Annotated in this window: 21 protein-coding genes; 16 read left to right on the forward strand and 5 right to left on the reverse strand. The window is 67.0% G+C overall.

Annotation, left to right across the window (positions count from 1 at the left end):
* The first annotated feature begins 31 nt into the window (after nucleotides 1–31).
* The 11 genes from eccA (at nucleotide 32) to eccE (ending at nucleotide 14,887) form a co-directional block, all read left to right on the forward strand.
* On the forward strand, nucleotides 32–1,894 hold the full coding sequence (gene eccA / locus A5634_RS24730; protein ID WP_065146684.1) for a type VII secretion AAA-ATPase EccA: 1,863 nt from the start codon (nucleotides 32–34) through the stop codon (nucleotides 1,892–1,894).
* A complete protein-coding gene (gene eccB, locus A5634_RS24735) occupies nucleotides 1,891–3,519 on the forward strand; it encodes a type VII secretion protein EccB (RefSeq protein WP_065146662.1) in 1,629 nt (542 codons plus the stop codon). The genes eccA and eccB overlap by 4 nt, the downstream gene beginning before the upstream one ends.
* A complete protein-coding gene (gene eccCa, locus A5634_RS24740) occupies nucleotides 3,516–7,529 on the forward strand; it encodes a type VII secretion protein EccCa (RefSeq protein WP_065146663.1) in 4,014 nt (1,337 codons plus the stop codon). Before eccB ends, eccCa begins: the two co-directional genes overlap by 4 nt.
* Nucleotides 7,529–7,837, forward strand: a complete 309-nt coding sequence (locus A5634_RS24745) for a PE family protein (RefSeq protein WP_065146664.1) — start codon at nucleotides 7,529–7,531, stop codon at nucleotides 7,835–7,837. Before eccCa ends, A5634_RS24745 begins: the two co-directional genes overlap by 1 nt.
* A 53-nt stretch (nucleotides 7,838–7,890) precedes the next feature.
* Nucleotides 7,891–9,420, forward strand: coding sequence for a PPE family protein (locus A5634_RS24750; protein WP_065146665.1), 1,530 nt, complete (start codon nucleotides 7,891–7,893; stop codon nucleotides 9,418–9,420).
* Between the two features lie 45 nt (nucleotides 9,421–9,465).
* Nucleotides 9,466–9,759 (forward strand): type VII secretion system protein EsxG, encoded by a 294-nt coding sequence (esxG, locus tag A5634_RS24755; protein WP_065146666.1) that lies wholly within the window; start codon nucleotides 9,466–9,468, stop codon nucleotides 9,757–9,759.
* Between the two features lie 28 nt (nucleotides 9,760–9,787).
* Nucleotides 9,788–10,078, forward strand: a complete 291-nt coding sequence (locus tag A5634_RS24760; protein WP_065146667.1) for a WXG100 family type VII secretion target — start codon at nucleotides 9,788–9,790, stop codon at nucleotides 10,076–10,078.
* A 6-nt stretch (nucleotides 10,079–10,084) separates the two neighbouring features.
* Nucleotides 10,085–10,951: an ESX secretion-associated protein EspG gene (locus A5634_RS24765; RefSeq protein ID WP_155769715.1), complete on the forward strand. Its 867-nt coding sequence runs from the start codon at nucleotides 10,085–10,087 to the stop codon at nucleotides 10,949–10,951.
* A gap of 71 nt (nucleotides 10,952–11,022) precedes the next feature.
* Nucleotides 11,023–12,459 (forward strand): type VII secretion integral membrane protein EccD, encoded by a 1,437-nt coding sequence (gene eccD / locus A5634_RS24770; RefSeq protein WP_065146669.1) that lies wholly within the window; start codon nucleotides 11,023–11,025, stop codon nucleotides 12,457–12,459.
* Nucleotides 12,456–13,877, forward strand: coding sequence for a type VII secretion-associated serine protease mycosin (mycP, locus tag A5634_RS24775; protein WP_065146670.1), 1,422 nt, complete (start codon nucleotides 12,456–12,458; stop codon nucleotides 13,875–13,877). Before eccD ends, mycP begins: the two co-directional genes overlap by 4 nt.
* On the forward strand, nucleotides 13,874–14,887 hold the full coding sequence (gene eccE, locus A5634_RS24780) for a type VII secretion protein EccE (RefSeq protein ID WP_081290645.1): 1,014 nt from the start codon (nucleotides 13,874–13,876) through the stop codon (nucleotides 14,885–14,887). The genes mycP and eccE overlap by 4 nt, the downstream gene beginning before the upstream one ends.
* On the opposite strand, the gene A5634_RS24785 is transcribed toward eccE, so the two are convergent.
* A complete protein-coding gene (locus A5634_RS24785) occupies nucleotides 14,874–16,088 on the reverse strand; it encodes an alpha/beta hydrolase family protein (protein WP_065146686.1) in 1,215 nt (404 codons plus the stop codon). The two genes, eccE and A5634_RS24785, sit on opposite strands and share 14 nt — an antisense overlap.
* Nucleotides 16,089–16,252: 164 nt before the next feature.
* Here A5634_RS24785 and A5634_RS24790 point away from each other — a divergent pair, with 164 nt between their 5' ends.
* Complete coding sequence (locus tag A5634_RS24790; RefSeq protein WP_065146671.1) at nucleotides 16,253–17,038, forward strand: trans-aconitate 2-methyltransferase; 786 nt, start codon at nucleotides 16,253–16,255, stop codon at nucleotides 17,036–17,038.
* Here A5634_RS24790 and A5634_RS24795 read toward each other — a convergent pair.
* The 3 genes from A5634_RS24795 to A5634_RS24805 are packed head-to-tail and all read right to left on the reverse strand — an operon-like array spanning nucleotide 17,027 to nucleotide 19,668.
* Nucleotides 17,027–18,454, reverse strand: a complete 1,428-nt coding sequence (locus tag A5634_RS24795; RefSeq protein ID WP_065146672.1) for a sulfatase family protein — start codon at nucleotides 18,452–18,454, stop codon at nucleotides 17,027–17,029. The two genes, A5634_RS24790 and A5634_RS24795, sit on opposite strands and share 12 nt — an antisense overlap.
* Nucleotides 18,451–19,137: a 5,6-dimethylbenzimidazole synthase gene (gene bluB / locus A5634_RS24800; RefSeq protein ID WP_065146673.1), complete on the reverse strand. Its 687-nt coding sequence runs from the start codon at nucleotides 19,135–19,137 to the stop codon at nucleotides 18,451–18,453. The genes A5634_RS24795 and bluB overlap by 4 nt, the downstream gene beginning before the upstream one ends.
* Nucleotides 19,138–19,185: 48 nt before the next feature.
* Nucleotides 19,186–19,668 (reverse strand): hypothetical protein, encoded by a 483-nt coding sequence (locus tag A5634_RS24805; protein ID WP_065146674.1) that lies wholly within the window; start codon nucleotides 19,666–19,668, stop codon nucleotides 19,186–19,188.
* Nucleotides 19,669–19,758: 90 nt separating this feature from the next.
* Here A5634_RS24805 and A5634_RS24810 point away from each other — a divergent pair, with 90 nt between their 5' ends.
* Nucleotides 19,759–20,433, forward strand: a complete 675-nt coding sequence (locus A5634_RS24810; RefSeq protein ID WP_065146687.1) for a phosphatase PAP2 family protein — start codon at nucleotides 19,759–19,761, stop codon at nucleotides 20,431–20,433.
* Nucleotides 20,434–20,458: 25 nt separating this feature from the next.
* Nucleotides 20,459–21,115, forward strand: a complete 657-nt coding sequence (locus A5634_RS24815) for a L,D-transpeptidase family protein (RefSeq protein WP_065146675.1) — start codon at nucleotides 20,459–20,461, stop codon at nucleotides 21,113–21,115.
* Between the two features lies 1 nt (nucleotide 21,116).
* Here the strand turns inward: A5634_RS24815 and A5634_RS24820 are convergent, their stop codons facing one another.
* Nucleotides 21,117–21,623 carry a nuclear transport factor 2 family protein gene (locus tag A5634_RS24820; protein ID WP_065146676.1) on the reverse strand — a complete coding sequence of 169 codons (507 nt, stop codon included), beginning with the start codon at nucleotides 21,621–21,623 and terminating at the stop codon, nucleotides 21,117–21,119.
* 194 nt (nucleotides 21,624–21,817) lie between these two features.
* On the opposite strand from A5634_RS24820, the gene A5634_RS24825 reads away from it, so the two are divergent.
* Together A5634_RS24825 and A5634_RS24830 are read left to right on the forward strand one after the other, a co-directional pair.
* Entirely contained in the window at nucleotides 21,818–23,761 is a 1,944-nt protein-coding gene (locus A5634_RS24825) for an Hsp70 family protein (RefSeq protein WP_065146677.1), read from the forward strand.
* 224 nt (nucleotides 23,762–23,985) lie between these two features.
* Nucleotides 23,986–24,962: DUF7159 family protein (locus tag A5634_RS24830; protein WP_065146678.1), on the forward strand; the 977-nt coding region annotated here is incomplete at its 3' end.

Here is a 24,962-nt window from a genome sequence, read left to right on the forward strand (position 1 = left end):
GGCGACCTTGACTTCAGGAGACGGCGCAGGCGTGGAACGCGGTGATATTGGCATGCTTGCGGCTCATCCCCGCGCATCCCGGACGGACGGCAGGGTAGATAGTGACGTGGTCAGCAGGTTTGCTACCTGCTGCCGCGCACTGGGCATTGCGGTATACGACCGGCAGCGCCCGGCCGATCTGGACGCGGCCCGGTCGGGTTTCAGCGCGCTCACCCGCGTTGCCCACGAGCAGTGCGACGCCTGGACCGGCCTGGCCGCCGCTGGCGACACGTCAAAGCATGTGCTCGCACAAGTTGCGCGCACCGCGGCGACGGCCGGCGTATTGCAGCGGCAGGTGGAACTGCAGCGCGGAGCGCTCGGATTCCGCTATGACACGGGTCTTTACCTGCAGTTCCGCGCGACCACGCCGGACGATTTCCACCTTGCCTATGCGGCCGCGCTGGCCGCCACCGGCGGTGCGAGCGAATTCGCTGCCGCACACGAGATCGTCAGCCGCGTTGCCGAGCGCCGCCCCAAGCTGCGCGAAGCACGCTGGATCTCCGTCGTCATCAACTACCGCGCCGAGCGCTGGTCGGACGTCGTCAAGCTGCTGACGCCGATCGTCAACGACGCCGACCTCGATGAGGCCTTCGCCCACGCGGTCAAGATCACGCTGGGCACCGCGCTGGCGCGGCTGGGCATGTTTGCTCCAGCATTGTCGTACCTGGAGGAGCCCGAGGGCCCGATCGCCGTCGCCGCGGTCGACGGTGCGTTGGCCAAGGCTCTCGCGTTGCGCGCGCACGTGGACGAGGAAGCCGCCAGCGACGTATTGCACGAGCTCTATGCGGCCAATCCGGAAAACGAAGAGATCGAGCAGGCGCTCTCCGACCCGAGCTTCGGGATGGTCACCACCACCGCTGCCCGGATCGAAGCCCGCACCGACCCGTGGAACCGGGACACCGAGCCCAGCGACGCCGACTTCGTCGACCCGGGTGCCCGGGAGCGCAAGGCCGCCCTGCTGGCAGAAGCGGAAGTGGCGCTCAACGAGTTCATCGGTCTGAACGAGGTGAAGAACCAGGTTTCCCGGCTGAAGAGCTCGGTCGCCATGGCGGTGTTGCGCCAACAGCGCGGGCTGACCGTCGCTCAACGCACCCACCACCTGGTGTTCGCCGGCCCGCCCGGAACGGGCAAGACCACCATCGCCCGCGTGGTCGCCAAGATCTACTGCGGCCTGGGTCTGCTGAAGCGGGAGAACATCCGCGAGGTGCACCGCGCCGATCTGATCGGTCAGCACATCGGCGAGACCGAGGCCAAGACCAACGCGATCATCGACAGTGCGCTGGACGGCGTGCTATTCCTCGACGAGGCCTACGCGCTGGTGGCCACCGGTGCCAAGAACGACTTCGGTCTGGTGGCCATCGACACGCTGCTGGCCCGCATGGAGAACGACCGCGACCGGCTGGTGGTCATCATCGCCGGATACCGGGCAGACCTGGACAAGTTCCTCGACACCAACGAGGGTCTGCGATCCCGGTTCACCCGCAGCATCGACTTCCCGTCCTACCAGCCGTCCGAGCTGACCGAAATCGCGAATCTCATGGCGCAGCAACGAGACAGCGTGTTCGAACAGCAGGCACTCGACGACATGCAGCGCCTGTTCACGCACCTGGCCGAGACATCGTCGCCCGACAGCAACGGAATCGACCGGCGAAACCTCGACATCGCCGGCAACGGCCGGTTCGTCCGAAACGTGGTCGAGCGGTCCGAGGAAGAACGTGAATTCCGGCTTGACCATTCCGAACAGGCCGGTACAGGTGAATTCACCGATGAGGACTTGATGACAATCACCGCACAAGATGTCGGCAACACGGTAGCCCCGCTGCTACGCGGTCTCGGGCTCTCGGTGCCGGCATGAGCAGCAGGAACGAGTTTGGCGACGAGCGGGATGAGGCTCGGCGTTCCTTCGCCTCCCGCACCCCGTCGAACGAAAATCCCGACCAGGTGCAGTACCGTCGCGGCTTCGTCACCCGTCACCAGGTAACCGGTTGGCGGTTCGTGATGCGCAGGATCGCGTCCGGAATCGCGTTGCACGACACCAGGATGCTGGTAGACCCGCTGCGCACCCAGTCACGTGCGGTGCTGATGGGTGTGCTGCTGGTGGTCACCGGATTGCTTGGCTGCTTTGTGTTTTCGCTGATCCGGCCCAACGGCCAGGTGGGCAGCAACACCGTGCTCGCCGACCGGTCCACCGCGGCGCTCTACGTGCGGGTCGGTGAACAGTTGCACCCGGTGCTCAACCTCACCTCGGCCCGGCTGATCGCCGGCCAGCCGGTCAACCCCACGACCGTGAAAAGCACTGAGCTGGACAGCTTTCCGCGGGGTAACCTGATCGGAATCCCCGGCGCGCCGGAACGAATGGTGCAGAACACCACCCGCGATGCCGACTGGACCGTGTGTGACGGGGTCAGCGGGCAGCCCGGGCGTGGCGCACACAGCACGGGAGTGACCGTCATTGCGGGACAACCGCACAGTGACGGCGCCCGCGCGGCCGCAATCGCTTCCAGCCAGGTGATCCTGGTCGACGCCACCCCGTCCGGAGGCAATGGCACCTGGGTGTTGTGGGACGGCAAGCGGAGTCGGATCGATCTGGCCGACCACGCGGTCACCAACGCACTGGGTCTGGGCACCGACGTGCCCGCTCCGCGGCCCATCGCGTCGGGTCTGTTCAACGCGATTCCAGAAGCACCGCCGCTGGCCGCACCGCCCATTCCAAATGCTGGCGCCCCAGCCGCCTTCTCGCCCGGGGGAGCCGTGCCCGCTCCGATCGGCGGGGTGGTGGTGTCCTACGCCGTGGATCGCAGTTCATCGGACACCATGACGTACTACGCGGTGCTGCCCGACGGCCTACAGCCGATTTCGCCGGTGCTGGCGGCGATGTTGCGGAACACGAATTCCTATGGCCTGCAACAGCCGCCGCGCCTGGACGCCGATGCTGTCGCCAAACTGCCCGTCTCGCGGTTGCTGGACACCAGCCACTATCCCGCCCAACCGGTGACCAACGTCGATGCGGCCAGCAACCCGATCACCTGTGCGTTCTGGACCAAGCCGAATGGCGCCGCCACGAGTTCGGTGAGCTTGCTGGCGGGTTCGGCGCTGCCGGTGCCCGAAGGTTTACGCACCGTCGAATTGGTCGGCGGGGGAGCCAAAGTCGCGCTTACGCCGGGAACCGGCTACTTCACTCAGACCGTGGGGGGTGGCGCGGCCGCACCTGCCACCGGGTCACTGTTCTGGATTTCCGACACCGGGGTCCGCTACGGCATCGACAACGAGGCCGACGGTAGGTCCGGTGCGAGCGGTCGCGGCAAAGCCGTTGAGGCACTGGGTCTTCAGTCGCCGCCGCTCGGCATCCCGTGGTCGATTTTGTCGTTGTTCGCACCCGGTCCGACACTGTCGCGCGCCGATGCGCTGTTAGCGCATGACGGCCTGCCGCCCGACAGTCGGCCGGGTCATCCGGTAGCAGCCGAAGGGGAGCCCCGATGAGCAGACTGATCTTCGAGGCCCGCCGGCGTCTGACGCCGCCGAGCACTCGCAAAGGCACCATCACGATCGAGGCGCCACCGGAGTTGCCCCGGGCGATCCCGCCGTCGCTGTTCCGGCGCGCGATGCCGTACCTGATCGGAATCCTGATCGTCGGCATGATCGTCGCGCTCTTTGCCACCGGTATGAAAGTGATTTCGCCGCAGACGCTGTTCTTCCCGTTCGTGCTGCTGCTGGCCGCTACTGCGCTCTACCGTGGCAACGACAACAAGATGCGCACCGAGGAAGTCGACGCGGAGCGCGCCGACTACCTGCGCTACCTGTCGGTGGTTCGGGACAACATTCGAGCTCAGGCCACCGAGCAACGCGCGGCGGCACTGTGGTCGCACCCGGACCCGGAGACGTTGACCGCGGTGCCGGGTACCCGTCGGCAGTGGGAACGCGACCCGCACGACCCCGACTTCCTGGTGGTACGAGCCGGGCGGCACTCCGCCCCGCTGACCACCGCGCTGCGGGTCAACGACATTGCCGATGAGATCGATCTGGAACCGGTGTCGCACAGTGCATTACGCAGCCTGCTCGAGACGCAGCGCACGGTGCGCGACGTGCCGACCGGAATCGATTTGACCAAGGTCTCCCAGATCACGGTGCTCGGTGACGCCGCGGCGCGGGCCGCGGTGCGCGCCTGGATCGCCCAGGCGGTGACTTGGCACGACCCGACGGTGCTCGGGGTGGCGCTGGCCTCCCGCCACCTGGAGGACGACGACTGGTCGTGGCTGAAGTGGTTGCCGCACGTGGACATTCCCGGTCAGGTCGACGGTGTGGGACCGGCCCGCTACCTGGCCACCGATGCCGACGAGTTGATCGATCTGCTCGGCTCGGCACTCGAAGACCGCACCGCGTTCACCGGTCAGCCGGTAGATGCGTTGCGGCACTTGCTGATCGTCGTGGACGACCCCGAATACGACCTGAGCGCCTCGACATTGGCGGTGGGCCGCGCGGGAGTCACCGTGGTGAACTTCTCGGCCACCGCCCCCAACCGGGAGCAGTACTCGGATCCGGAAAAGCCGATCCTGCGCATCGAGACCCGCGGCGGTAAACGTGCCATCGAACGGTGGCAGACCGGGGGCTGGCAGCCCTACATCGACGCCGCCGACGAGTTCGGCGTACGTGAGGCCTCCCATCTGGCGCGCCGGCTGTCGCGCTGGGACTCCAACCCGACGCACACCGGCCTGCGGTCGGCGGCCACCCGCGGCGCGAACTTCACTACGCTGCTGGGAATTTCGGACGCTTCCCGGCTCGACGTGCCGGCGTTGTGGGCGCCGCGCCGTCGCGACGACGAGCTGCGGGTCCCGATCGGTGTCACCGCCACCGGTGAGCCGCTGATGTTCGACCTCAAGGACGAAGCCGAGGGCGGGATGGGCCCGCACGGCCTGATGATCGGTATGACGGGTTCTGGCAAGTCGCAAACCCTGATGTCGATCCTGTTGTCGCTGTTGACCACTCACTCAGCGGATCGGTTGATCGTCATCTACGCCGACTTCAAGGGCGAGGCCGGGGCCGACAGTTTCCGCAACTTCCCGCAGGTTGTCGCGGTGATCTCGAACATGGCGGAGAAGAAGTCGCTGGCCGACCGCTTCGCCGACACGCTGCGCGGCGAGGTCGCCCGACGCGAGATGTTGCTGCGCGAGGCCGGCCGCAAGGTGCAGGGCAGCGCGTTCAACTCGGTGACCGAGTACGAGAACGCGATATCAGCCGGACACGATCTGCCGCCGATCCCAACGCTTTTCGTGGTCGCCGACGAGTTCACCCTGATGCTCGCGGACCATCCGGAATACGCGGAACTGTTCGACTACGTGGCACGTAAGGGCCGCTCGTTCCGCATCCACATCCTGTTCGCCTCCCAGACGCTGGATGTGGGCAAGATCAAGGACATCGACAAGAACACCTCCTACCGGATCGGTCTGAAGGTGGCCAGCTCCAGCGTGTCTCGGCAGATCATCGGTGTGGAAGACGCCTACCACATCGAGTCGGGTAAGGAGCACAAGGGCATTGGTTTCCTGGTGCCCGCACCGGGCGCCACCCCGATCAAGTTCCGGTCCACCTACGTCGACGGCATCTACGAGCCGCCGCAGGTAGCCAAAACCATGGTGGTGGAGTCGGTTCCCGAGCCGAAGCTGTTCCCCGCCGGTGCGGTGGAGCCGGACCCGGGCACCGTCGTCTCAGTGTCGGACGAGGACGAGCCGACCGGACCGCCACGCAAGTTGATCGCCACGATTGGCGAGCAACTCGCCAGCTACGGACCGCGGGCCCCGCAACTGTGGCTGCCGCCGCTGGACGAGCCGATCCCGCTGACCGCGGCGCTGGCCCGGGCCGGGATACCCGCTCGGCAATGGCGCTGGCCGCTCGGCGAGGTGGACAAGCCCTTCGAGATGCGCCGCGACCCGCTGGTGTTCGATGCGACATCCTCGGCCGGCAACATGGTGATCCACGGCGGTCCCAAGTCCGGGAAATCGACTGCGCTGCAGACCTTCATCCTCTCGGCTGCCAGCCTGCACACACCGCACGACGTCACGTTCTACTGCCTGGACTACGGCGGCGGGCAGCTGCGGGCGCTGGAGGGACTGGCGCATGTCGGCAGCGTTGCCACGGCACTCGAGCCCGAGCGCATCCGCCGCACCTTCGGCGAGCTGGAGCAGCTACTGCGGTCCCGTCAAGAGCGGGAGGCATTCCGCGACCGTCCGAACGGGCATAACGGTTCCGGCGGCGACACGGTAGTCGCGCAGGATGACGGTTTCGGGGAAGTCTTCCTCGTCATCGACAACCTCTACGGCTTCGGCCGCGACAACGTCGATCAGTTCAACACACGGAACCCGTTGCTGGCCAAGGTGTCCGAACTCGTCAACACCGGTCTGGCATACGGAATCCACGTGGTGATCACCACGCCGAGCTGGCTTGAGGTCCCGCTGGCTATGCGCGATGGGCTTGGCCTTCGGCTCGAGCTCAAGCTGCACGACGCGCGCGACAGCAACGTGCGGGTGGTCGGTGCGCTGAACCGTCCGGCCGACGCCATCCCGCCGGACCAGCCGGGTCGCGGATTGACAATGGCCGCACAGCATTTCCTGTTCGCCGCACCGGAACTGGACCAGATTCCGGCGATCAACGCCCGCTACCCGGGCCAGACCGCGCCACCGGTGCGGTTGCTGCCCACCAACCTGGCGCCCGAGGCGGTGGGCGCGCTGCATCAAGGTCCCGAGCAGATCGTGCTCGGCCAGCGCGAAGAAGACCTTGCGCCGGTGGTGCACGACTTCGCGCAGAACCCGCTGCTGATGGTGTTCGGCGACAGCAAGTCCGGCAAGACCACCCTGCTGCGGCACATCATCCGGACCGTCCGGGAGCACTCGAGCGCCGACCAAGTGGCCTTCACCGTTTTGGATCGGCGGCTGCACCTGGTCGATGAGCCGCTGTTCAGCGACAACGAGTACACGGCCAATATCGACCGGATCACCCCGGCGATGATCGGTCTGGCCAACATCATCGAGTCGCGCCGGCCGCCCGCGGGGTTATCGCCCGCGGAGCTGTCGCGGTGGCGCTACCCGGGTGGCCACACCCACTACCTGATCATCGACGACGTCGACCAGATCCCGGACTCGGCGGCCACCAGTGGTCCTTACCTTGGGCAGCGTCCTTGGACCCCGCTGATCGGCCTGCTCGGCCAGGCCGGCGACTTGGGGCTCCGGGTGATCGTCACCGGGCGTGCGTCGGGCTCGGCGCACGGATTGATGACCAACCCGTTGCTGCGCAGGTTCAACGACCTGCAGGCGACCACGTTGATGCTGGCCGGCAACCCGCAGGACAGCGGCAAGATCCGCGGTCAGCGGTTCAGCCGGCTACCCGCCGGTCGGGCGATATTGCTGTCCGACAGCGACATTCCCACATACGTCCAACTGGTCAACCCGCTCGAGGGTGCGGCCGCGACATTTGGTGATACGCAACAGAAGGGAAGTCAGTGATGACGTTGCGAGTAGTTCCGGAAGGACTGGCCGCGGCCAGCGCCGCAGTCGAGGCACTGACGGCGAAACTGGCTGCCGCGCACGCCAGTGCGGCACCGTTGATCACCGCGGTGGTGCCGCCCGCCGCCGACCCGGTGTCGCTGCAGACCGCGGCCGGGTTCAGCGCGCAGGGCCAGGAACACGCCGCCGTCGCCGCTCAGGGCGTCGAAGAACTCGGGCGCGCCGGCGTCGGTGTCGGCGAAGCCGGTGCCAGCTACATCGCGGGTGACGCCGCGGCCGCTGCAACGTACGGAATCGCGGGCGGGTGACCGGGCGGGTGACATTGACTCCCGCTGTAGTCCCCCTCGCTGGGCCCATCTGGATGGCTTCGCCGCCGGAGGTGCATTCGGCACTGCTGAGTAGTGGACCGGGACCGGCGTCGCTGTCGGCGGCCGCCGGGGCCTGGAACGCGCTCAGTGCCGAATATGCCGCGACGGCAGCAGAACTCAGTGGTCTTGTGGGGGCGGTTCAAGCGGGCGCATGGCACGGCCCGAGCGCGGCGCGGTACGTGGCCGCGCACCAGCCATACGTGGCCTGGCTGCAACAGGCCAGCGCCGATGCGGCGGGATCGGCGGCCCAACACGACATTGCGGCCTCGGCGTACACCGCCGCGCTGGGCGCGATGCCGACGTTGCCGGAGTTGGCCGCGAACCACATCGTGCACGGCGTGCTGGTGGCCACGAATTTCTTCGGTATCAACACGATTCCGATCACGCTCAACGAGGCCGACTACATGCGGATGTGGCTGCAGGCCGCGACGACCATGGGTCTCTACCAGGCGGCCGCCGGCGCGGCACTGGCGTCGGCGCCCCGTGCCACCGCGGCGCCGTCGATCGTCGCCCCCGCCGGGGAAGCTGCCTCGGCCGCAGACCTCACGCAGGTCGCTGCGGTGGCACCCGCCGCCGACGCGGGTTCGCAATTCGACATCCTGCAAATCATCGTCAATCTCCTGCACGACTACGTGCTGCTGCTGCCGGACGGCCAGCTGCTGTGGGACTTCCTATCCAATCCGCTGCCGGCGATCCAGCAGATGGTGATCGACTTCGCCACGAACCCGGAAGCCGCGTTGGTCACGTGGGGCCCGCTGCTGTTCGCGCTCGGGTATCAGGCGTTCTTCCAGCCGGTCGGGTGGGGAACCTGGGGCACCGTGCTGAGTGCGCCGCTGTGGGCGCCACCCCTGCTCGCCGTCGGACTCGCCAGTCTGGGCTTTCTCAGCCTGCTCAAACTGGACGCCATTCCGAGCCTTCCGCCGGTGGAACAGGTGGTGCCGGTCTCGCACACTCCTGAGCCGAGTTTCCCGGTCGCCGGACTCGGTTCGACGGTGGCCAGTCCGGCCGGAGCGCCGGCATCTACCACCGCCGCGGGTGCGCCCGCAGGTTCAGCCCCGGCGACGGCGGCACCGGCGACGGCGGCCTACCCGTACGTGGTCGCCGGTCCCATCGACTCGGGTCCCAGCCTGGGTCCGACGGTGGGTGGCCGTACCGGGGCGAAGGCGCCCGCGGCCACCGTCCCTGCGGCCGGCGCTGCCGCGGTCAGCAGTGCCGCGGCACGCGCCAAACGGCGGCGGCGCGCACCGCTTCACCACCACAGTCATGAATACGTGGATGCCAATGTCGACGTCGACCCCGTTTGGGACGGCGATGCGCAGGCCTCCGAGCGAGGCGCCGGAACATTCGGCTTCGCCGGCACCCTACCCCGGGAGAAGTTGCTCCGGGCCGTGGGGCTGACCGCGTTGGCCGGCGATGAATTCGGCGGTGGCCCAAGGGTTCCGATGATGCCGGGCACCTGGGAGCAGGTCGGAGAGGAAGGGGGGCCGGAAAGTCGACGAGATGACTTACCCGACAGTCAGTGATGGATTTCGGATTCGCATGAATCGAGTAAATGGAGAGGGAGAACTATGAGTCTGTTGGATGCTCATATTCCGCAGTTGGTGTCGTCGCAGTCGGCGTTCGCCGCCAAGGCGGGGTTGATGCGGCACACGATCGGTCAGGCCGAGCAGGCGGCGATGTCCGCGCAGGCCTTCCACCAGGGTGAGGCCTCGGCGGCGTTTCAGGCTGCCCACGCCCGTTTCGTGGAGGTAGCGGCGCGGGTCAACTCGTTGCTGGACATCGCGCAGGCCAACCTGGGCGAGGCCGCTGGCACCTATGTCGCCGCGGACGCCGCGGCCGCGTCCACCTACACCGGCTTCTGATCCGGTCACCGAGCAGAAAGGACTTTTCATGTCGCAGATCATGTACAACTACCCGGCGATGCTGGCGCACGCCGGTGACATGTCCGGCTACGCGGGCACGATGCAGGGCCTGGGGGCCGACATCTCCGCTGAGCAGGCCGCGCTGCAGAACGCCTGGCAGGGCGACACCGGCGTGACCTACCAGACTTGGCAGGTGCAGTGGAACCAGGCGATGGAAGACCTGGTGCGCGCCTACCAGTCGATGGCCAGCACCCACGAAGCCAACACGATGGCGATGATGGCCCGCGACCAGGCCGAAGCCGCCAAGTGGGGCGGCTAGCACCAATTGGCCGCCATGCCCAATGCCGTTGAACTGACGGTCGACCAGGCGTGGTTCATCGCGGAAACTGTTGAGGCAGGCAGCTTTCCGTGGGTGCTCGCCATCACCACGCCGTATAGTGATGGCGCGCAACGAGCCGCGTTCTTCGACCGTCAGTCAGACGAGTTGACCCGGATGGGGTTGATGACACCGGATGCGGTCATCAACCCCAGAGTCGCCGACTGGATCAAAGTGGTGTGCTTCCCGGACCGTTGGCTCGACCTGCGCTACCTGGGGCCGGCGCGCCCAGATAGCGAGGGCGGTGCTGAGATGCTGCGCGGCATCGTCGCGCAGCGTGCCGGCAGCACCGTGGTCGCGTTGCGCAGCGCGCAGTTGATCACGTTCACCGCGATGGACATCGACGACCCGCGCGCCCTGGTCCCCGTCCTCGGTGTGGGACTCGCGCAACGGCCGCCGGCCCGGTTCGAGGAGTTCAGCATGCCGATGCGGGTCGGCACCCGGGCGGACGAGCGGTTGCGGGCCGGCACGCCGCTCGCCGAAGTTCTTGACTACCTTGGCATTCCGGCCTCGGCGCGCCCCGTGGTGGAGTCCGTTTTCAGCGGACCGCGCAGCTACGTCGAGATCGTTGCCGGCTGCAACCGCGACGGCCGGCACTCCAACACCGAGGTCGGCCTGAGCATCGTCGACACCACCGCCGGGCGCGTGCTGGTCAGCCCGTCCCGTGCCTTCGACGGGGAGTGGGTTTCCACCTTCAGCCCCGGTACACCATTCGCGACCGCCGTCGCGATAGAGCAACTTGTGTCCCACCTACCGGACGGGGAATGGTTCCCCGAACACCGGCTGTCCCGAGACTTTTCCGCCCAAACCTCATAACGACCTAACCGAAATACGAAAGAGAGCGCGATGTCCCACCAACGCCATCAACACAATTCGAGGGTCCCGTGATGAGCCCTGGGCCGTCCGGTACCGTCATGCCGATTGTCCGCGTAGCCATTCTCGCGGACAGCCGGTTGACGGAGATGGCCTTGCCTGCCGAGTTGCCGTTGCGCGAAATACTGCCTGCGGTACAGCGTTTGGTGGTTCCAGCCGACCAGAACGGCGACGGCGGGCAAGCCGGTGCCGCTCCCTACCTGAGCCTGGCCCCCATCGGCGGGGCGCCGTTCAGCCTGGATGCGAGCCTGGACACCGTCGGTGTTGTCGACGGCGATCTGCTGGCGCTGCAACCGGTGCCCGCCGGCCCGGCTGCGCCGGGCATCGTCGAGGACATCGCCGACGCCGCCATGATCTTCTCGACGTCACGACGTAACCCGTGGGGCGCCAAGCACATCCAGCGTGGTGCCCTGGCCGCGGTGATCGGCGTGACGCTGGTGGCAACCGGTCTGGCCGTCGCGCACCGCGTCGTCACCGGCGCGTTGGTTGGCCTCGTCGTGGCCAGCGTGATCGCGGCGGCCGTAGCGATCACCGGTCTGCTCACGGCTGCTTCCTCGCGGGCGCGGTCCCCGCGCACCGGGATCGCGCTGTCGATCACCGCTCTGGTGCCGATCGCGGCTGCGCTGGTGCTGGCCGTGCCGGGCAGGTTCGGGCCGGCGCAGGTGTTGCTGGCCGCGGCCGGCGTTGCCGCGTGGTCGCTGATCGCGCTGATGGTGCCCAGCACCGAACGCGAGCACGCGGTCGCCTTCTTCACCACCACCGCGGTGGTCGGGCTAGCGGTCGCACTGGCTGCAGGCGCCGAATTACTTTGGCAGCTACCGATACTCACCATCGGTTGTGGTCTTATCGTGGCGGCGTTGCTGGTCACCATCCAGGCCGCGCAGCTGTCCGCGCTGTGGGCACGGTTCCCGCTGCCGGTCATCCCGGCACCAGGCGATCCCACGCCGTCGGCACCGTCGTTGCGGGTGCTCGAGGATCTGCCGCGGCGGGTGCGGGTGAGCGACGCTCACCAGAACGGTTTCATTGCCGGTGCGGTGCTGCTCAGTGTGCTGGGTTCGGTGGCGATCGCTCTGCGCCCGGAGACCCTGAGTGTCGCGGGTTGGTATGTGGTGGCGGCGACGTCCCTGGCTGCCGTCCTGCGGGCGCGGGTGTGGGATTCGGCCGCGTGCAAGTCGTGGCTGCTCGCACAACCCTTCCTGGTTGCCGGAGTGCTGCTGGTGATCTACACGGCGACGGGACGTTTCGTCGGTGCCTTCGCGGCGGTTGTGGTGCTGGCCGTGCTGGTGCTGGCATGGGTGGTGGTGGCGTTGAACCCGTCGATCGCTTCCCCCGACAGCTACTCGCTGCCGCTGCGCCGCCTGCTGGGCTTCCTCGCGGCCGGTCTGGATGCGTCGCTGATTCCGGTGATGGCGTTCCTTGTCGGCCTGTTCGCCCTGGTGCTCAATCGATGAAACGTGCGGCCGGATTGGGTTGCTGCACAGCGGTTCTGGCGCTCGTGCAGGCTCCTGTGATTGCGACCGCGCCACCCGCGCTGGCGATCAGCCCGCCGGTGGTCGACGCCGCCGCGCAGCCGCCCAGCGGCACGCCTGGTCCGGTGCAGGCGATGGAGCAGCGTGGCGTGTGCAGCGTCTCGGGCATCATCGCAGGAACCGATCCGGGCATCCCGACGCCCAGCCAAAATATGCTCAATCTGGCTGGGGCATGGCAGTTTTCCCGCGGTGACGGCCAGCTGGTGGCGATCATCGACACCGGAGTGCGGCCGGGTCCGCGGCTGAACAACGTCGATGCCGGGGGTGATTTCGTCGAGTCCACCGACGGGCTGACCGACTGCGACGGGCACGGCACCCTGGTCGCCGGAGTCGTCGCGGGCCAACCGGGTCCGCCCGGTCAAGAGGACGGCTTCTCCGGCGTGGCGCCGGCGGCCCGGCTGTTGTCCATCCGGGTGACGTCGGCGAAGTTTTCGCCCCGCGCACCGGGGGGTGACCCGGCGACGGCCCGGGCGGCCATCGAACTCGAGGCGCTGGCCAGGGCCGTCGTGCATGCCGCCGATCGCGGCGCCCGGGTGATCAATATTTCCGCGATCACCTGCGTGCCGGCCGACCGGCCGGTCGACCAGGCCGTGCTCGGGGCGGCGATCCGATACGCCGCGGTGGAAAAGGACGCGGTGATCGTGGCGGCGGCGGGCAACAGCGGGCCGACCGGGTCGGTCGCCGGTGGCACGTCGTGTGACTCCAACCCGCTCACCGATCTGAGCCGTCCCAACGACCCGCGCAACTGGGCCGGCGTCACCTCGGTATCCGTCCCGTCCTGGTGGCAGCCCTACGTGCTGTCGGTGGCGTCGGTGGCCTCCGACGGGCGGGCCTCGAAGTTCACCATGGCAGGTCCGTGGGTGGGAATCGCGGCACCCGGTGAGAACATCGCGTCGGTGAGCAATGCCGACGGCGGCGGCCTGGCCAACGGTCTGCCCGACGACCACCAGCAATTGATCCCGCTCAGCGGCACCAGTTACGCGTCCGCCTACGTCTCCGGTGTCGCGGCGTTGGTGCGTGCCAAGTATCCCGCTTTGCCGGCTGCTGAGGTGGTCCGGCGCATCACCGCTACCGCGCAGAACGGTCCGCGCGATCCGTCCAATGTGATCGGTTCGGGCATCGTTGACCCCGTTGCCGCCTTGACCTGGCAACTACCGGCGGCACCGGCGGGCGAGACGCCCGCCTCGGTGAAGCCGGTCGCCGTCCCGCCGCCACCGGCACCCAGGGACACCACCCCGCGCAACGTCGCACTGGCCGGAGCCGGCGTGCTGACGCTGCTTGTCATCATCACCGCAGCGACCGTGGCGGTAACGCGCCGCCGGAAGGAGCCCACCCCGTGAGCCACATCCCAACACCGGGGGCCGGCCGGATCACCCTGGCGCTGCTGGCCGTCGTGCCCGCCGCGCTGGCTTACCCCTGGCAGAGCACCCGCGCATACTGGTTGCTCGGCATCGCTGCCGTCGCGGTGGTGGTGTTATTCGGCTGGTGGCGCGGGCTGCATTTCACCACGATCCTGCGCCGGCGGCTGGCGATCATCAGCCGCGGCGGGCGTCCAGTTCCCGAACCTGACGCGAACACCCGCACCACTGCCCTGCTGCGGGTGGGGCCAGGACCTTCCGACGCACCGGGGAATGTGCTGCCGCTGCCACTGATCGCCGGCTACCTGGACCACTACGGCATCCGAGCCGACAGCATCCGAATCACCAACCGCGACACCGCAACCGGTGTGCGCGAGACCTGGATCGGATTGACACTCTCGGCCGTGGACAACCTGGCCGCCCTGCAGGCCCGCTCGTCGCGGATCCCGCTGTACGAGACGGCCGAGGTCGCCGCCCGCCGCCTGGCCGACCACCTGCGCGAGCTCGGCTGGGAAGCCAATGCCGTTGCCTCCGAAGATGTTCCGGAAGTATTGGCATTCGAATCCAAGGCCGCCCGCGAAACGTGGCGCGCCGTGCAGCAAGATGACTCCGATTACGTTGCGGCATACCGCATCAGCGCCGATTCCGCGTTGCCTGAGACACTTGACGCGATCAGGTCGCAGCAGGCACGCGAGGTCTGGAGCGCGTTGGAGATCGCCGGCTCCGAGTCGGCCTACACGGTGGCCGCCGCCTGTGCGTTGCGCACCGAGGCGGCACCGGCCGGCGCCCCGCCCGTGGCCGGGATGACCCTGGAACGCGGAAATCAGCGGCCGGCCTTGCAGGCGTTGGACCCGCTGTCCACGCGCCGGCTCGACGGGCACACTGCCGCTGCCGAGGATCTGCTCGCCCGGCTGGAGTGGCCTACACCGTCAGGGGGAGGGCACCGCGCTCCGGACGGCGAAGCCGCCACACAGGTTTTCAGTCGTACATGAACCGGTGCAGGAATGGCGTCATCCGGCGCAGGTAGTCCAACTGGCTCACGTGCAGGACGTGGCTGCCGGGGAACCAGTGCAGCGCGCACCGGTTCCAGTGCTCCCACAGCGCGACCGCGTGCTCCGGCGGTGCCATCCGATCGCCTAGTCCGGTGATGATCATGCGGCGGTCCTTGGACAGCAGCGGCTGATAGTTCAGCGGTCCGTGGTATGCCAGGCCGGCCGCCAGTTCTTCGCGGCTGATTCGGGTCAACCACGTGCCCAGGGTGATCATCTTGCTGGCCGGAAACCATTCGTTGAACAGGTCTCCGGGGGTAACCACCGGACAGTTGGGAATGACGGCCTCGAGCCGATCGTCGACCGAGGCGATCAGCGCAGAGGTATAGCCGCCCAGCGAAAGTCCGGTCAGCGCAACACGTTGCACACCGGTGCCATGCAAATAGTCCACCAATGACCGAAAGTCGTGCACCGCTTGGGCCATGGACTCGGCGAACCCGCTGAGCCCGTTGGCGAAATATCCGAATCCGCTGAACGGCGACAGCTTTTCGGCCCGCTTACCGTGAAAAGGCAAGGTGTACAACACCACGTCGTAGCCGGACCGGTAGTACCACGGCAGTGAGAAGAACAGTCCGTTGAGCAGATACGAGGACCCCATGAAGCCGTGGATCACACACAGCGTGGGACGCGGCCCGTCGTCGTGGCGCCAATGCTGTGCGCGCACGATGTTGTTGGCGCGCAACGAACTCCACTGTTTGCGCAGCGCGGGGTTGACGGCCCGGAAGCTGCTGGGGAAGGAGATGTTGTCGACGGTGCCGCGCGCGATCCACTCGGCCACCGGGCTGGCGCGCCGCGACACGATTTTGGGTGGCTCCAGCGGCGCCGGGAAGGACAACCGCGGGTCGTGCTCGGCCCCGACTTCGGCGTAGAACTTCAGTTTGCTGCGTTCACCGTCGGCGTCGCCTCGGCACAGGTTGGCGCCGACGACGACCGGGGCCACCGTCGCGGCCAGCACTGACGATGCCGTAGTGCGCAGCGCGAGATCGCTGAGTGCCGAAGCTTCCACCACGGCACGCTGGCGGGGCGACAGTGCCGAAAGTGGCGGCAGTCCTTTGACGCTGGCGTCACCACCCGGCACGTCGGGAATGGGCACCGGCGGGTTTATCGGATCGGCCGCGCCGCCTACCTCCGAAATCTCAGACATCCAGGCGATGGTAACTCGCACATCTGGACGGCCGCCGCATGTTTCGACAGTATCGTCAATAAATATTCGCCTGTTGCGCGCGCATTCTGGCAGAGTCCGGTAATACGGTTTAGCTATGACACCGGACGGAGCCGACCATTGCCGGTGTCGACAGGAGGACCGATATGTGGGATCCCGACGTCTACCTGGCTTTTGCCGATCATCGCAGCCGTCCGTTCTATGACTTGCTGTCGCGGGTGGGCGCCGACCGGGCGCGCCGGGTGGTCGACCTCGGTTGCGGCCCGGGCCACCTGACCCGGTACCTGAACAAGCGCTGGCCCGGTGCGGTGATCGAGGCGATCGACAGCTCACCGGAGATGGTCACCGCGGCCCGCGAACGCGGCATCGACGCCACCGTCGGCGACCTACGTAACTGGAAACCGCAGCAGGACACCGACGTCGTGGTCAGTAACGCGGCCTTGCACTGGGTGCCCGAGCACTCAGAACTGCTGGTCAAATGGGTCGGCCAGCTTCCGGACGGGGCCTGGATAGCGGTCCAGATCCCGGGCAACTTCGAGACGCCCTCGCACGCCGCCGTGCGGGCCTTGGCGCGTCGTGAGCCGTACGCAAAAATTATGCGGGACATACCGTTTCGGGTCGGGGCGGTGGTGCAGCCGCCGGCCCACTACGCCGATTTGCTGATGGATGCCGGATGTCGGGTCGATGTGTGGGAGACCACCTATCTGCACCAGCTGACCGGGGAACATCCGGTGTTGGACTGGATTACCGGCACCGCGCTGGTTCCCGTGCGGGAACGGCTGGACGAGGACGGGTGGGAACAATTCCGCTCCGAGCTCATCCCGCTGTTGGACGACGCCTATCCGCCCCGGCCGGACGGCACCACGATCTTCCCGTTCCGACGCGTGTTCGTCGTGGCGAAGGTCGGCGGGGCGCGCCGCTCAGCTGGTTAGACCCGGCTCGACCTCGTCTTCGATGCCGCGGTCCACGGCAATGGCCGACCTACTGGTCGGCGCCGTGCGGTGGATCTGCAGATAGGTCTCGGTGTAGCGCTCGGCGATGCGGGTGCCGGCGAAATCCGATGGGATCACATCGCCGGTGCGCTCCCGCCATTCGTTGAGCCGTACGGCCAGGTCGGCCGCGACGGTTTCGTTGTTACCGCCGCCAGCTGCGGTGTCGGCCAGCAGATTTGTGGTTTCGGTGGGGTCGGCCTGCAGGTCGTAGAGTTCCCGCTCGGGCCGCGGCGCGGTGACCAGCGGTGCGACCGCCAGGCCGGACGGGCTTTCCTCGATGTCCCACGGGAGGTCCAGCATGGGCCGGGGCACGTAGTTCTCGATGTAGCTGTAATCCTTCGTGCGGATGGCCCGGATCGGATCGAACGAGTCGTGGTAGGTCTTCGCGGTGTACACGTGATCGCGCACCGGGATGTCGGTGTCCGCGGCGAACAGGGCACCCGCGTGCGATATGCCGTCGACGTCGTCGGGCACATCCAGACCCAGCAGACCCAGCAGGGTGGGCAGCAGGTCGACGCCACTGAACAACTCGTCGTAGACGCGCGGGGTCTCCGAAAGCCCGGTGGGCGGCCGGATGATCATCGCTATGCCCGTTCCGGCGTCGTACAGCGTCGATTTCGCGCGCGGGAACGCCGGGCCATGATCGGTGAAGAACACCACCCAGGTGCTGGCGTCCAAACCGGTCTCGGACAGCGTGTCCAGAATCGTCCCGACCGCCGCGTCGGCGGTGCTGATCGACCCGTAGAAGTCGGCGAGGTCGCCGCGCACCTCGGGGGTGTCGGGCAGGTAGTCGGGAAGGTCGACGGCCGCGGTGTCGGCCGGTTCGTAGCGGTCGTGCGGATAGGGGCGGTGGGTTTCGAAAAACCCGGCGGTCAGCAGGAACGGTTGCCCACTCACATCCTCCGGAGCCGAATCCGAAGCCCAGTCCCGGAGCCACCGTTGCACCTGTTCGACCACGTATTCGCAGTAGGAGTTCGATACGTCGAACTCGTCGAACCCCAACCGCTTCGGATAGGACGTCTCGTGTTGCATGCCGAAAAGTGCTGAGTACCAACCAGAGTCGGACAGCAACTGGGGAAGCGTGCGCACATCGGTGCGGTATTCCCAGCCGTGGTGGGCCAGGCCGACCAGACCGTTGCTCTGCGGGTAGCGGCCGGTGAACAACGAACCGCGGGAGGGTGAGCACAGCGGTGCGGTGGCATGGGCTTTGGTGAACAGGATCCCTTCGGCGGCCAGCTGGTCCAGGCGCGGGCTCGAGACGTCCGGATGGCCGTAGACACCCAGGTAGCGCCCGAGGTCGTGCCAATGCACGAGCAGGATGTTGCGTGCGTCTTCACCCGGGCCCTGATCCGTCACCGTGGGTCAACCGTCCTTTCGTGTTCGGGCACGCGGGGCGGGCCCCAGCTGTTCTCCGAGACGAACTCCGTCAAAGGTCGCGGTGCTGTCCAGCCGTCCAATTCCAGTGCGGGTCGATCGGGAAACTCCGGTACCGGCCCGACGCACAGGATCGCGACCGGTTCGGCACCGGCAGGCATCTGCAGCAGCTCGGCCAACCGCTGCGGATCGAACAGCGACACCCAGCCCACGCCCAAGCCCTCGCATCGAGCCGCCAGCCACAGGTTTTGGATCGCGCAGGACACCGAGGCGAGATCCATCTGCGGCAGCGTGCGCCGGCCGAAGATGTGCGGCTCGCGGTTCTCGCACAATGCGACCACCAGCAGCTCGGCGCACTCGCGGATTCCTTCGACCTTCAGCGCCAGGAATTCGGCCTCGCGCGACCCCAACGCCGCCCCGGTCAGGGCGCGCTCTTCGTCGACGAGTGCGTAAATGCGCTGCCGCAGCGCGGCGTCGGTGATCCGGATGAAACGCCAGGGCTGCATCAGACCGACACTGGGCGCAGCATGCGCGGCTTGCAGCAGGCGTGTCAGCACCTCCTCCGGCACCTGGCCACCCGACACGAAGCGGCGCATGTCTCGTCGTTCGGCGATCACGCGATATACCGCGCGGCGTTCCGGCGCGGTGAACGCGTAGTCGGTCACCGGGCCATCTTAAAAAGGCCCGTGGGAAGGCGACTCCTATGGACTGGCCTACGGACTGTAGGTGACACCCACCGCCCGGAAAACGTACTCGGGTGGGACATCGAATGCCAGCGAGTGCCGCGGCAGGCGGGCCAGCACATCCTCCGGTATGGCGTCCTTGAAATGCAGGGACAGGCGGCCGTGGAACTTGTCGTCCACGGCGCCGACGTCAAGATCGACCTGCAGTCCCGTCTCGGAAATCTCCGCCGTCGCCGCTCCGCCCTGCGGTTCGTCCCAGCGCACATCGACGGCTCGGCCGGCCAGCTTCGGGACCACAGACAGCGTCGCGAGCACTCGTTGTGAGGTGAACGCTAGGCAGCCTACGTAACCGGCGATAGTGCCCTGGGACCGAAGGCCCGGGATGGATCCGCTGAACCGCCGGGTGACCGGGACGAACTCGGCAAGGTGAATGAGTCCCTCGGCCTCCACTTGGGCATGCAGATCGGCCGGCAGCTTGCCGACGCCGAACAACCTACGAAGAATCACCGCCATGACGCCAGTATGGGGTCGTTTCACCGACGGCGCACCGATGCTGGTATCGGTTAGCCCGTGACCGGCCCACGAATCGCGCTTCCGGCTGCTTTGCGCCGTGCCCTTCCAGTTGCGCCGACGGTCTGGTTGGCCGTCGCCGCGATCGTGCTTTACGCCGTGTTGTGGGTGGGGCACCGACAGGAATGGGGCTGGCTGGAAACCTTCGATTGGGGGTTGCTGACTCCGGCGCACGACATCGGCATCAAGCACGGCGGGTGGGTGCGGTTTTGGGTCATCGTGTCATTCGTGCTGGGCCCGGTCCCGCTGCGAACGCTGGGATTTGTGGCGGCGGTGGTCATGTTGGTGCGGCGTCGGTACCGAATGGCATTGCTGTTGTTGGCATGTGCGCCACTCAACGGGTTGGTGACGTGGGTGGCCAAGTCCCTGGCGGGGCGTCCGCGGCCGGCTACGGCGTTGGTGGCGGTGCCCGAGACGTCATTTCCGTCCGGGCACGCGCTGGCGGCAATGGCCGCTGTGCTCGCGTTGCTCACCCTGGCGCTGCCGATGGTCAAGCGCCATCTGACCCGGGTCGTCGTAATCGCGTTGAGCGCAGTCGGCGTGTTCACCGTGGGTGTCGCCCGGGTGGCGTTGAACGTCCACCACCCCTCCGACGTGATCGCCGGTTGGGCACTGGGATTCGTGTATTTCGTCGTTCTTTTGTGGCTGTGTCGCCCCGAGTCACAGCCCCGTGATGCAACCGGGTCTCAACCTTTACTTGACCCTTAGTGGCGGCGCATCCGACCATTGAACGATGCGCCGACTGCTAGCTCTGCTGTGCGCTGCGCTCTGCGTCGCCGGAGTCGGCACGCTGTTGGCGCCGGGCGCCGCCGCCGCCGGCAATCCGTGGTTTGCGAACTCGGTCGGCAATGCGACACAAGTGGTTTCGGTTGTCTCCACCGGCGGGTCGAACGCGAAGATGGACATCTACCAACGCACCACCGCCGGTTGGCAACCGCTGAAAACCGGAATTCCCACCCATGTCGGCTCGGCCGGCATGGCCCCCCAGGCCAAGAGCGGCTACCCGGCCACGCCGATGGGGGTCTACAGCCTGGACTCCGCCTTCGGTACCGCGCCGAATCCCGGTGGCGGGCTGCCGTATACGCAAGTCGGATCGAATCACTGGTGGAGCGGTGACGACCACAGCCCTACCTTCAACAGCATGCAGGTGTGCCAGAAAGCCCAGTGCCCCTTCAATACTGCCGAAAGCGAGAACCTGCAGATTCCGCAGTACAAGCATTCGGTCGTGATGGGCGTCAACAAGAACAAGGTTCCCGGTGGGGGCGCCGCATTCTTCTTTCACACCACCGACGGCGGTCCCACCGCGGGCTGCGTAGCGATCGACGACGCCACGCTGGTCTCGATCATCAAGTGGTTGCGGCCGGGCGCCGTCATCGCGATCGCCAAGTAGCTCAGCCCTGGAAGTCCGCCCGAGCCCGGCCTGGCTTGATGTGGAACTTCATATCCGCCACCGACATCGTCGCCTCGTACGTACGGTCGTAACCGGTTGCGCTGATCCGCCACCCCTCGGGAGTACGCCGGTACTGGTCGCGGTAGAACGCGGCTCCGATCAACATGAAGTCGAACTCGGCGACGATGACCCGGTCCTGCAAATACCAAATGCCCGAAGCGGTGTCGCCGGTGACGGTGATCTCTGGATGCGTCACCCGGTGCTCGGTGACCACACCGGGCCCCATCGCCGAGCTCAGGTACTCGACCAGATCCTCGCGGTTGTCGAAGTGCAGTTCCTTGCCCAGCGACGACCCGTAGGAGCCGACGATGTCCTCGGTCATGGTGGCCGCGAAGTCGTCCCAGTGTTTGGTATCCATCGCACGTAAATAGCGGTACTTGACCTGCTTGATTGCTTCGACGTCCGCCACGGGGAATTCGGGAAGGCTCACCACGCCATTGCAACACACCTGATCGGATGCGCTACCAGAGGCCCCGCATACAACGTGATCAGACGTGCTGTGTCAAGTGCGGCCGCTATACCGGTTTGGTGACGACACGGCATCGACCAGATACCAATGAGGTTGGGGCAGAACCACATCCGGCATCGGCATGGTTAAGGTTAACGCTGGCTACCGACCCTATCGACGAAAGTATTCGCCATATGTACGACCCGCTGGGGTTGTCGATCGGGACCATGAACCTGGTCGCGGCGGCTAACGGGAGTTCTCCTGTTATCCGTCGCGCCGTGCTCACCCTGTATCCGCACTGCGCCCCGAAACTTGGTGCGCTCGGCGAGAAGTCGGCCGAGGCAGGCACTTTGATGAGTGCGTTCGTAGAACGCATCGGCGACTCTGTCGCGCTGATCTCCCCGGACGGATCCGCGCATGACCCCGACCTGCTGACGGTCGAGGCACTTGACGCGATGGTCGTCGCCGCCGGCGCCGACTCCAGTTCGTCGGAGATCACGATTGCTGTTCCCGCACACTGGAAACCGGCCACCGTACAGGCGCTACGTAATGCTTTGCGGACACACGTCGGCTTCGTGCGCAGTGGGATGGCGCCGTGTCTGGTGCCGGATGCGGTCGCGGCGCTGACGGCGGTGAACGCCGAGGTGGGTGTTCCCACCGGAGGGGTGGTTGGGCTACTCGATTTCGGCGGCTCCGGCACCTATGTCACCTTGCTGGAGACCAAAGACGAATTCGAAACCGTCAGCGCCACAATGCGATACGAGGACTTTTCCGGCAGTCAGATTGACCATGCCTTGCTGATGCACGTCATCGAGCAACTCGGGCACTCCGACATCGACTCGACCAGCCCGACCGTTCTCGCCCAACTCGGCGGCCTCAAGGAACAGTGCCGGGAAGCCAAGGAGCGGTTGTCCACCGACGCCGTCACCGAATTGGCCGCCGAACTCGCCGGTTCGCACGTCGCTCTCGAACTCACCCGGGAGAAGTTCGACGACCTGATCCAGGACCGGTTGACCGGTTTGATCTATGCGTTCGACGACATGCTGGCGCGCAACAATTCAAGCTTCGCCGACCTCGCCGCAGTGGTGACCGTGGGTGGTGGCGCAAGCATCCCGCTTGTCACGCAACGCCTTTCGTTCCACACGAAATTGCCGGTGCTGACCCCTTCGGAGCCGGTCAGCGCTGCGGCCAGCGGTGCACTGCTGTTGGCGGGTCGCAAAGACCTGCTCGATTTGCGGACTCGCACGTCCATTGGACTGATGGCCGGGCTGGCGAAAGCCTCCGCAGGCCCCGGCACCAGCTTGATCGAGTTGCCGCCCGCCGATCTGTTGGTGGTCGACCAGGACGCGCTCACCGACCGTGAGCTGGCCTGGTCGCAGACCGAGTTTCCCGAGGTGCTGACCCGGTTCGAAGGCGACACCTATAACGAAGACGGCGCGTGCTTTTCGATGCGGCTCAACGTCATCGACCCACCCAAAGAGCCGCCGTGGCGTCGCATACGGGTGTCGCAGCTGCTCATCGGACTGTGTGCCGCGGTGGCGATGACGGCGATCGGCGGGGTGGCGATCACCCTCACCGCCGTCGAGCAGCGCCACACTCCGCATCGAGCGCCGATCGTGCCCAGTGTGGCGCCACCGCCCGCTGAAGTGTCGATGTCTCCCAACGCCAAGCTGCCCAGCTTGATCCCGACCAGTCCGCCGGCCGCTAGCGCTCTGCCGCCCCCACCGAGCGCGGAACCGCCGGCCCCCAGCGCGGCCGCACCCACCAGCGTGGAAACGCCGCCGCCTGTTTCACCGTCGCCGCCACCGGCGATGACGACGACCAGGCCGGCGCCGGTGACCACCACGCGGCCACCCGTCACTACTACGCCGCTCACTTCCCCGCCGTCGGCCGTCACCACACCCGCGCAGAGCCCCGCCGAACCTCCGAGCGCCGCGGAAGTGGCTCCGCCGTCCGAGCCGCCCCCCGAATCTCCTTCGGTGAAGATGACAACCCAGTGGCTGCACGTGCCGCTGATCCCGCTCCCGATACCGATCCAGGTCCCGGCAAACCAGGTCCCGGCAAATCAGGTCCCGCAGAACGGGTTGCCGCAGGACCCGGGTCCGCAGAACCCGTTCCAGAGTCCCGGAGGTCCCTGAACCCTCAACCTCACCTTGAGCGTCTCATTTGAGCTTCCTAGGAATTGCTCCCCACCTCCATGTGCGCGAGTAGGGTTTGAGCTGGCAAACTGCATACAAGCCAGCAAATCGGTCGCGCCGGCGGTGGGGCGAGACAAGCATTCGATGGCGGCTCTGCGCGGGGGTGCGCCGGGTCGCCCAGACCCCACAGCTAGTTCGCGTGGCTGGAAGGGGTTGGAGGGGTTATGGACATCGTGCTTGGGGTTTCGATGGAAACCTCAGCAGTGCGCATGGTGTTGATCGAGGGAGCGAACGCCGACGGCGCGACCGTCGAGGAAGACAGCATCGAAGTTGCCGCGTCGGCCGAAGGTGACGCGGCCGCCGCGCAGGTAATCGCCGCGCTGATCGGCACCCGCGAGGGCGCCGTCGAGGGCGGCTACCAGCTGACGTCCACCGGGGTGACCTGGACGGACCCCAGCGAGGTGGCGCCGCTGCGTGCCGAGCTGGCCGCCCGCGACGCCGGCAGCGTCATGCTGGTCTCACCGTTGCTCGCCGCGGCCGCTCTGGCCCAGTCGGTGGGCGCGGCGCTGGATTACCAGCACATCGCGATGTTGTTCGTCGAAGCCGACAGCGCGACCCTGGCCGTGGTCGATATCGCCGACGGCTCCATCGTGGATCTGCATCGCCAATCCTTGAAGGGCGTGTCACGGGCCGCCGGCCTGGTGACGATGGTCGCGGGTCTCGACGCGCCGGGCTCGCGCTCCGACGGCGTGTTCGTCGTCGGTTGCGGTGTGGACATCGTCGAGATCAAGCCCGCGCTCGAGGCGGCGACGTCGCTGGTGGTCAGTTGTCCGGCGGAACCGGACACGGCGTTGGCCCGCGGCGCGGCGCTGGCATCTGCGAATGCGCCGCTGTTCGCCTCGACGACGTCCGCGCTGGCCTACGCCTTGGACCCGGGCACCGGGGAGGTCAACCCGCGCGCGCTCACCCCGAGCTATCTGGACGTGTGTGCCATCGCCGGCGTCGGCGAGGGCTCGCTGGCCTACAGCGCCCTGGCCGATGAGGCCGATGAGGCTGACGAGGCCGATGACCACACCACCGAAGCCGCACCCGCCGCAGACCGCAGGCCGCTGGCGCTGGTCGGAGGAGCGATCGCCGGAGTCGCTGCGGTGGTGGCCGGAGTGCTGGTGATCTCGCTGACCTCCGACGTCCGGCCGACGGC

Source organism: Mycobacterium asiaticum, assembly GCF_001673365.1.
Classification (GTDB): domain Bacteria; phylum Actinomycetota; class Actinomycetes; order Mycobacteriales; family Mycobacteriaceae; genus Mycobacterium; species Mycobacterium asiaticum_A.

What these genes read in the sequence shown, in the direction of transcription:
- eccD (WP_065146669.1), top strand. Translation starts at nt 11,023, where the DNA reads ATGAGCCCTGGGCCGTCCGGTACCGTCATGCCGATTGTCCGCGTAGCC.
- eccB (WP_065146662.1), top strand. Translation starts at nt 1,891, where the DNA reads ATGAGCAGCAGGAACGAGTTTGGCGACGAGCGGGATGAGGCTCGGCGT.
- A5634_RS24815 (WP_065146675.1), top strand. Translation starts at nt 20,459, where the DNA reads ATGCGCCGACTGCTAGCTCTGCTGTGCGCTGCGCTCTGCGTCGCCGGA.
- A5634_RS24805 (WP_065146674.1), bottom strand. Translation starts at nt 19,668, where the DNA reads ATGGCGGTGATTCTTCGTAGGTTGTTCGGCGTCGGCAAGCTGCCGGCC.
- A5634_RS24760 (WP_065146667.1), top strand. Translation starts at nt 9,788, where the DNA reads ATGTCGCAGATCATGTACAACTACCCGGCGATGCTGGCGCACGCCGGT.
- A5634_RS24750 (WP_065146665.1), top strand. Translation starts at nt 7,891, where the DNA reads ATGGCTTCGCCGCCGGAGGTGCATTCGGCACTGCTGAGTAGTGGACCG.
- A5634_RS24745 (WP_065146664.1), top strand. Translation starts at nt 7,529, where the DNA reads ATGACGTTGCGAGTAGTTCCGGAAGGACTGGCCGCGGCCAGCGCCGCA.
- A5634_RS24785 (WP_065146686.1), bottom strand. Translation starts at nt 16,088, where the DNA reads ATGTCTGAGATTTCGGAGGTAGGCGGCGCGGCCGATCCGATAAACCCG.
- esxG (WP_065146666.1), top strand. Translation starts at nt 9,466, where the DNA reads ATGAGTCTGTTGGATGCTCATATTCCGCAGTTGGTGTCGTCGCAGTCG.
- A5634_RS24825 (WP_065146677.1), top strand. Translation starts at nt 21,818, where the DNA reads ATGTACGACCCGCTGGGGTTGTCGATCGGGACCATGAACCTGGTCGCG.
- mycP (WP_065146670.1), top strand. Translation starts at nt 12,456, where the DNA reads ATGAAACGTGCGGCCGGATTGGGTTGCTGCACAGCGGTTCTGGCGCTC.
- A5634_RS24790 (WP_065146671.1), top strand. Translation starts at nt 16,253, where the DNA reads ATGTGGGATCCCGACGTCTACCTGGCTTTTGCCGATCATCGCAGCCGT.
- eccCa (WP_065146663.1), top strand. Translation starts at nt 3,516, where the DNA reads ATGAGCAGACTGATCTTCGAGGCCCGCCGGCGTCTGACGCCGCCGAGC.